The sequence below is a fragment of the Hydrogenophaga sp. genome (assembly GCF_035481345.1).
Classification (GTDB): domain Bacteria; phylum Pseudomonadota; class Gammaproteobacteria; order Burkholderiales; family Burkholderiaceae_C; genus Hydrogenophaga.
The window spans coordinates 1-5,014 of record NZ_DATIGV010000125.1 but is presented as its reverse complement, the minus strand read 5'-3'; the positions used below and the strand labels follow the sequence as shown (position 1 = coordinate 5,014).

Sequence of the window (5,014 nt, the reverse complement as noted above, 5' to 3'; positions counted from 1 at the left end):
CGCATGCTCAGTCCACCACCTGCACGCCGCGCCAGAAGGCCACGCGGTCGCGCACCATCTCGGCCTCGGGCTTGGGGTCCGGGTAGAACCAGGCGGCGTCGCGGTTGAGTTCGCCGTCGACGAGCAGGCTGTGGTAGCTGGCCTGCCCCTTCCAGGGACAGTAGGTGTGGTGGTTGCTGTGCTGCAGCACGTCGGCGCGCACGGCGCTGGCGGGAAAGTAGGCGTTGCCTTCGACCAGCACGATGTCGTCGCTTTCGGCAACGACGGTGCCATTCCAGATCGCCTTCATGCGCGCTCCTCGGGTGTTGTTCGGAATGGGGGTGGGTCGCATCCTGGGCGCATTTCTTACGCGATGCAAGCCCGAGGATGTGACGAAAGGGCAATCGGCGCGCCCGCCACCCGCGCGCGCCGATTGGAGTAGGCGGCTCGCTCAGGCCGGCGCCGCCGCGCCCGCGAGGCGCTCGGCCACGCGCTCGGCCTGCATCGCGATCGTGCGCAGCAGCCCGCCCGGCTGGCGGATGTCGAAGCCCACGAAGTGCAGGCCGTCGAGCAGCCCCTCGCCGTGCAGCACCGTGGGCAGGCCACGCTCATCCAGCGGCAGGGGATGGTTGGGGAACAGCCCCTGCAGCAGGGGCTGGTAGCCGGTGGCGAGCAGGATGGTGTCGAAGGCCTGGCCGCGCCCGTCGGTGAAGCGCACGCCGCCGCGCATGAGCGTGGCGATGCCGGGGTACACCGGGATCTCGCCGCGCTTGATGCGCGCGAGCGTGCCGACGTCGATCACGGGCGTCTTGCCTTCGTGGCGCAACTGGTGCAGCGGCGAGGCGGCCGGCGTGCGCAGGCCCCAGCGCGAGAGATCGCCCACGGTGAGGTTTCGCAGCAGCGTGGCGCAGGCGTCGCCGATGGGCTCGGGCAGCCTGGCCAGCGCGATGCTGGAGAGCTGCGTGGGCCGACCGAGCACGTCGCGCAACACGATGTTGACGGGTGAGCGCACCGACAAAGCCACGCCCACGCCCTGCTCGGCCAGGTCGAGCGCGATCTCGGCCCCCGTGTTGCCCATGCCCACCACCAGCACGCTCTGGCCCTTGAAGGGCGCGGCGTTGCGGTAGGCGTGGCTGTGCAGCACGCGGCCAGTGAAGGCGTCCTGCCCCGGCAACACGGGCGTGCGCGGTTCGCGGTTGGCGCCGGTGGCCAGCACCAGGTGGGTGGCGGTCAACACACGGCCGCTGGCGGTGTGCACGCGCCAGCGCGCCACGTGCTCGGCGGTCGGCCCGGCGGTGATGCGCACCACCGTCTGGCCACCCAGCGGCTCGATGCCGTGGTGCCGCGCGTAGGCCTCGAGGTAGTCCACCACGCCCTGGCGGGGCACGTAGCGCGGCGCCGCGTCGGGGAACGGCAGGCCCGGCAGGGCCGAGTGCGATTTGACGGTGTGCAGGTGCAGGCGCTCGTAGTGCTCGCGCCAGGACGAACCGGGCAGCGCGGCTTCGTCGACCACGGTGGACGAGCGGCCCAGCAGGCGAAGGCTGCCGGCGACCGCGAGGCCCGCAGGGCCGGCACCGACGATGAGGACGGGGTGGTGATCGGACGGGGCGGCGGCGGGCTCGGTCATGGTGCCCGCAGTGTGACGGGGCGCCGCGCTGGCGCGCCATCGGTGTTCCCCCGTGGCGCCAGGCGCCCGGAATCAGGCCATCATGCCGGGAGCACGAGCCCGAAGGCCAAGCCGCTGGCCACGCCCAGCGCCAGGCCGGCGGCCACGTCGAGCGGGAAGTGCGCCCCGGTGTGCACGCGCGCCCAGCCGGTGCCCAGGGCCACGGCCGCCATGGCGGCCACCAGCGCGCCGCTGCCGGTGTGCGGCAACAGCACGCCCAGCACCGCGCCCATCACCAGTGCGTGGCTGCTGGGAAAACCCGCGCGGCCACCGTGCCCCAGGTGGTTGGCGCACAGGCCCATGGCGAAGGGCCGCTGCGCCTGCCAGCGCCGCGCCAGGCGCTTGCCCGCGAGCTGCACCAGCCCGGCCCAGGTGAGGCACAACAGGGCCAGCGCCGGCCCCAGCCGATGCGGCAGGGCCACCAGCACCACGAGCACCAGCAGCGGCAGCCAGCTCCAGCGCGCCATCAGACGCGCCAGCGTCAGCGCGGCGGCCGGCCCGCGTCCCGCGCCGAGGCGGCGGAACAACCACATGTCGAAGCGCAGCCAGGGGCTGGCGTGGGAAAGGGTCAGCGTCGGATCGGGCATGCGCGCACTGTGCGGCGCGCAGATGACGTGAACATTAAGCGCGGTCGGCGCGCGGCTGGTCCGACGGGCCGTCGCGCAGCGCATCGGCGCGCTCGCGCATCAGGGCGCGGTCGGCCTCGTTCTCGGTGAGGCCGGCCGCGCGCTCGAAGGCCTCGCGCGCCTCGTGGGTGCGGCCCAGTTGCTGCAGCAGGTCGCCCCGCACGGCGCTGAGCCAGGGGTAGCGCGCGAGCGCGGGTTCGTCCAGCAGCGGCGCGAGCACGGCCAGGCCGGCGGCCGGGCCCGCGTGGCGCGATACGGCCACCGCGCGGTTGAGTTCCACCACGGGCGACGGCGTGATCCGCGCGAGTTCGGCGTAGAGCGCGGCCATGCGCGCCCAGTCGGTCTCGTTCACCGAGGCGGCGCGCGCGTGGCAGGCGGCGATGGCGGCCTGCAGCTGGTAGGGCCCGGGCGATTCGGCGATCAGATCGGCGCGCGAGAGCGTGTCCAGCCCGCGGCGGATGAGCAGGCGGTCCCAGCGCGCGCGGTCCTGCTGCTCCAGCAGCACGGGGCGGCCTTGCGCATCGGTGCGCGCGGCGCTGCGCGAGGACTGGATCTCCAGCAGCGCCTGCAGGCCCAGCACCTCGGGCTCGCGCGGCATCAGGTCGGCCAGCACGCGCGCCAGGCGCAGCGCTTCGTCGCACAGCGCGGGGCGCATCCAGTCGCTGCCGCGGGTGGCGGTGTAGCCCTCGTTGAAGATGAGGTAGATGACCTCCAGCACCGAGCCCAGGCGCTCGGCCAGCGCGGGGCCCTGCGGCAGCTCGAAGGGCACGCCAGCGTCGCGCAGCGTGCGCTGGGCGCGCACGATGCGCTGCGCCACGGTCGACTCGGTCTGCAGCACGGCGCGCGCGATCTCGTGGGTGCTGAGGCCACCCAGCAGCTTGAGCGTGAGCGCCACGCGCGCGTCCGCCGAGAGCACGGGGTGGCAGGCGGTGAAGATCAGGCGCAGCAGGTCGTCGCCGATGGGGTCGCGGCGCGCGGCGTCCACCTGCTCGGCCACGTCGGGCGCGCGGTCGGCCTGCAGGGCCACCAGGTCGGCGGCGATGTCGGCCTCGTGCCCGTCGCGCGTGGCGCGCTGGCGCAGGTGGTCGAGCGCGCGGTTGAGGGCGGTGCGCATCAGCCAGGCCCCCGGCTTGTCGGGAATGCCGTCCTTCGGCCAGTGCTCCAGCGCCGCCACCAGCGCGTCCTGCGCGATGTCCTCGGCGACGCCGAGGTCGCGCACGCGGCGCATGACCGCGGCCACGACCTTGGCGGATTCAAGGCGCCAGGTGGCGGCGATGCGCTGGTGGACCGCACTGTGCATCGGTCGCCCGCCTCAGGCCTGTTCGGCCTGCTGGGCGAAGGCCGCCTCGTCCATGTAGAAGACCTCCCACTGGTGGCCGTCCGGGTCGGCGAAGCCGTGCTGGTACATGAAGCCGTGGTCCTTGGCCGGATTGGGCGTGCTGCCGCCGGCGGCCAGGGCCTTGGCGACGAAGGACTCGACCTCGGCGCGGTTCTCGCACGACAAGGCGTTGAGCATGGCCGTGGCCTTGGCGGGCTCGGCCACGGGCAGGTGGGTGAAGGTCTGGAAGTACGGGCGCACCAGCAGCATCACGTAGATGTGCTCGCTGATGACGATGCAGGCGCCTTCGTCGTTGCTGAACTGCGGGTTGAGCGTGAAGCCGAGGCCGGTGTAGAAGGCGCGGGCGCGCGGCAGGTCGGCGACGGGCAGGTTGACGAAGATCTGGCTGGGCATGGCGCGTTCCTTTTGAGGGTGTGAATGATGAGGGAGGCGAAGGGCGAGGCCATCATGCTTGCAGCATCTGGCGGAAGGCTTCGACGCTGGGGCCGTCGGCCTGGATCTCGTCCAGGTCGATGAGCTGGCGCACCTCGACGGTGGCGGGTTTGCCTTCGCCCACCGGGTTGGGGAAACGGCGCGACCACTCGATGGCCTCGTCGCGGCTGCGCACCTGGATCAGCGTGTACCCGGCGATGAGTTCCTTGGCCTCGGCGAAGGGGCCGTCCACGATGCGCGGCGCGCCCTGACCATGGCGCACCTGCCAGCCCTTGCGGCTGGGGTGCAGGCCCGAGGCGTCGAGCAGCACGCCGGCGCGGGCCAGCTCCTGGTGAAACTGCAGCATGGCGTCGAAGACGGCCGGGTCGGGGCTGGGCGTGGCCTGGGCCTCGAACTCGGGGATGGAGCGGACGATGATCATGAAACGCATGGGGATCTCCTGATCGGTGCGGGCGACCCATTTCGCCCGCTTCATCCCCACGACGGTTCGGTCCGCCGCTTTTCGACGGCGTCAAGCTAGGTACAAACCCTTAGGCCCGACTTTCGTCGAAACACGGCGCCAGGCCCCGCACCTCCACCGTGGCCCACTCGGCCGCCGGGCACCGGCGGGCCAGCTCGATGGCCTCCTCGCGCGTGACGCCGTCGAGCAGGAAGAAGCCGCCCACCATTTCCTTGGCCTCGGCGAAAGGGCCGTCGAGCCGGCGCACCGCGCCGGGCGCCTGGCTCACGCGCACCGCGCTGTTCACACCCTCCAGCGATTCCACCGCCTTGAGCTTGCCCTGCGCGCGCAGGGTGTCTCCGAAGGCCTGCATGCGGGCGTAGACGTCACGGCCCTGGGCCTCGGTGCGCTCGGCGCGCTGGCCGGCGGGTTCGATGATGAGCAGCATGTAGGACACGAACTTCCCCTGGATGTGGATCAACCGGCATCGTATGCGGGGAACGTGGGCGCGGCTTGACGCGGCGGGTCAAGCC

7 protein-coding genes are annotated in these 5,014 nt (G+C 72.6%); all 7 read right to left on the bottom strand.

The features are described 5' to 3' along the window. Nucleotides 1-7: 7 nt before the first annotated feature. Nucleotides 8-289 (bottom strand): DUF427 domain-containing protein, encoded by a 282-nt coding sequence (locus VLG41_RS13830; RefSeq protein ID WP_325349983.1) that lies wholly within the window; start codon nt 287-289, stop codon nt 8-10. Nucleotides 290-430: 141 nt separating this feature from the next. After that, the gene (locus VLG41_RS13825; protein ID WP_325349982.1) at nt 431-1,606 is read right to left on the bottom strand and encodes an NAD(P)/FAD-dependent oxidoreductase; all 1,176 of its coding nucleotides are present in this window, start codon (nt 1,604-1,606) and stop codon (nt 431-433) included. Between the two features lie 80 nt (nt 1,607-1,686). Continuing rightward, a complete protein-coding gene (locus VLG41_RS13820; protein WP_325349981.1) occupies nt 1,687-2,232 on the bottom strand; it encodes a phosphatase PAP2 family protein in 546 nt (181 codons plus the stop codon). 34 nt (nt 2,233-2,266) lie between these two features. Further along, complete coding sequence (locus VLG41_RS13815; protein WP_325349980.1) at nt 2,267-3,571, bottom strand: RNA polymerase sigma factor; 1,305 nt, start codon at nt 3,569-3,571, stop codon at nt 2,267-2,269. A 12-nt stretch (nt 3,572-3,583) separates the two neighbouring features. After that, a complete protein-coding gene (locus tag VLG41_RS13810) occupies nt 3,584-4,003 on the bottom strand; it encodes a VOC family protein (RefSeq protein WP_325349979.1) in 420 nt (139 codons plus the stop codon). Nucleotides 4,004-4,055: 52 nt separating this feature from the next. Next, the gene (locus VLG41_RS13805) at nt 4,056-4,472 is read right to left on the bottom strand and encodes a YciI family protein (RefSeq protein ID WP_325349978.1); all 417 of its coding nucleotides are present in this window, start codon (nt 4,470-4,472) and stop codon (nt 4,056-4,058) included. 100 nt (nt 4,473-4,572) lie between these two features. Further along, nucleotides 4,573-4,938 (bottom strand): YciI family protein, encoded by a 366-nt coding sequence (locus VLG41_RS13800; protein ID WP_325349977.1) that lies wholly within the window; start codon nt 4,936-4,938, stop codon nt 4,573-4,575. Nucleotides 4,939-5,014: the final 76 nt, after the last annotated feature.